General features: G+C 73.7%; 3 protein-coding genes. 1 reads left to right on the top strand and 2 read right to left on the bottom strand.

Annotated features, from left to right (window positions below; all coding sequences use genetic code 11):
* Window positions 1-487, top strand: a 487-nt coding sequence (locus tag J0670_RS37235; protein WP_207817202.1) for a hypothetical protein, incomplete at its 5' end; no start/stop codon positions are given.
* Window positions 488-521: 34 nt separating this feature from the next.
* On the opposite strand, the gene J0670_RS37230 is transcribed toward J0670_RS37235, so the two are convergent.
* Together J0670_RS37230 and J0670_RS37225 are read right to left on the bottom strand one after the other, a co-directional pair.
* Window positions 522-1,145 carry a hypothetical protein gene (locus tag J0670_RS37230; protein WP_207817201.1) on the bottom strand — a complete coding sequence of 208 codons (624 nt, stop codon included), beginning with the start codon at window positions 1,143-1,145 and terminating at the stop codon, window positions 522-524.
* Window positions 1,146-1,291: 146 nt separating this feature from the next.
* Window positions 1,292-1,778, bottom strand: a 487-nt coding sequence (locus J0670_RS37225) for a hypothetical protein (RefSeq protein WP_207817200.1), incomplete at its 5' end; no start/stop codon positions are given.

Raw genomic sequence — 1,778 nt, 5'->3', positions numbered from 1 at the left:
CCCGCCGAGGAAGAGGTACCCCATGACGACGTCCCAACTCTTCCCGCGCCCAGGCGAGGTGGCGGCACTGGCCACCGTCCTCGGACTGCTGGTCCTGGAGGAGATCGCCCTCGGCATGGCGGAGGAGGAGGACCGTCCGGTCATCGGCGGCATCCTGATCGGCGCCTCCTGCTCGGGCCTGCTCGTTGTCGGCGCGGTCCTGTTCAGCCGCTGGCTCGAAGCCCGCCGGCCGCTCCCGCTGCCACCGCTCGGCCCGAACGGCCGCGAGTACAGCGCCCGCGCACTCCAGGGCTTCCCCATGGAGGCCGTCCGCCCCTTACTGCTCGCCGAACACGCCCCCCAGCTGGGCCAGTTGTACTCGGCCTGGATGCTCGCCCGGGCCGGCCGCACCGCCCCCTGGATCGCCCGGCGACTGGGCATCCCGCTCGCCGCCGCCCATCTGCTGGTCGACGCCGCCCGATCGCCGGGGCTCGATCAAAGGCGCTGACCTCGACCGAAGGCGCCAACCTCGGTCAAAGGCGTCAAAGGCGCTGACCGGGCGCGGCGTTGGCCTGCGCCACCAGGAACGGCACCAGCCCTCGCTCCGCCAGCGCCGACCGCCAGGCGTCCCGCGCCCGCACCAGCTCCCCCGGCCCGTTCGCCTCCGCGGCCGACGGGCCCTGCGCCCGGGCCGCCGCACCCAGCAGCCCGAAGCCGCCGACCAGCAGGCACACCGCCGCGATCCCGGCGGCCACCCATCCGGCCGCCACCAGCGCGTGCCCCAGGACCTCGAAGTCCTCGGCCAGGCCCAGCACATAGCCGAGCAGCAGGAACACCACGGCGGCCGCCACCGAGACTATCGGCACCATGACGCCCAGCACGCCCCACCACCCCGAGACCCGCTCCCGCGCGGGAGCGTCGACCGGCAGCCGCGCCACCGCGTCGGCGTCCGCGCGCAGCGCCGCGTAGCGCTCGTACTCCGGCGCCGCCGCGGCCAGCACGTATTCCGCGTTCTCCCGCGCCGTCCGCCGCAGCCGCTCGACGTCCCGCGCCTCCTCGCCCCTCTCCCGCAGCGCCGCCCGCACCTGCGGCGCCGCGAGCGCCCTCCCGAGCTCCGTCTCGAAGTCAGCCCGATCCTGCTGCGGCAGTCGAAGCGGCCTGTCCATGCCGTGCCCCCGTTCGCTGTACACCTGTGGGCCATATTTCTACAGCACTGTAGAACATGGAGCCAGGCCGGAGCAGCCCCATTCACCTGTGGGGTTGGGGAGGAGAGGGGTGCTCCGGCCGACAGCGGCCCGGCCGGGCGGGAGCGTCAGGGAGCGACGAGCCTCACCCGGCTCGCCTCGGAGGAGGCGGACGGGCTGGCGCCGACGTTGGAGACGGTGGCGATCACGACGGCGTCGGCATCCGGGACCCAGTTCATGGTCTTGGACTGGACGACCAGTTGGCGGTGCTGCTGCTCACCGTCGCAGATCACCTCGGCCTCGGGCGTCCGGGCGGAGCCGAAGGCGACCGAGGAGGTGTCCTCCGGATCCTTCTGCTCCAGCGAGACGGTGAGCGAGCGCGCCTCGTCGGCGATCGAGCAGCGGTAGGCGACGTCCACCCGGACCCGGCCGGGGATCTTCGGATCGATCCGGACGTCACCGAGCCTGACCGCGGTGGCCAGCGGATCCTGCGCATCGTCGCCGGCGCCGACCGTGGTGACCACCGGATCCGGGGCCGGAGCCGGATCGTCGTCGTCATCGGCGAATACGGCGTGGGCGGGTACGGCGAGGCCGGCGAGGGCCGTGATGAGGACT

The organism is Streptomyces sp. FH025 (assembly GCF_017427025.1).
Taxonomy (GTDB): Bacteria; Actinomycetota; Actinomycetes; order Streptomycetales; family Streptomycetaceae; genus Kitasatospora.
The sequence above is the reverse complement of the archived record's forward strand: the minus strand, read 5'-3'. Positions and strand labels throughout refer to the sequence as shown.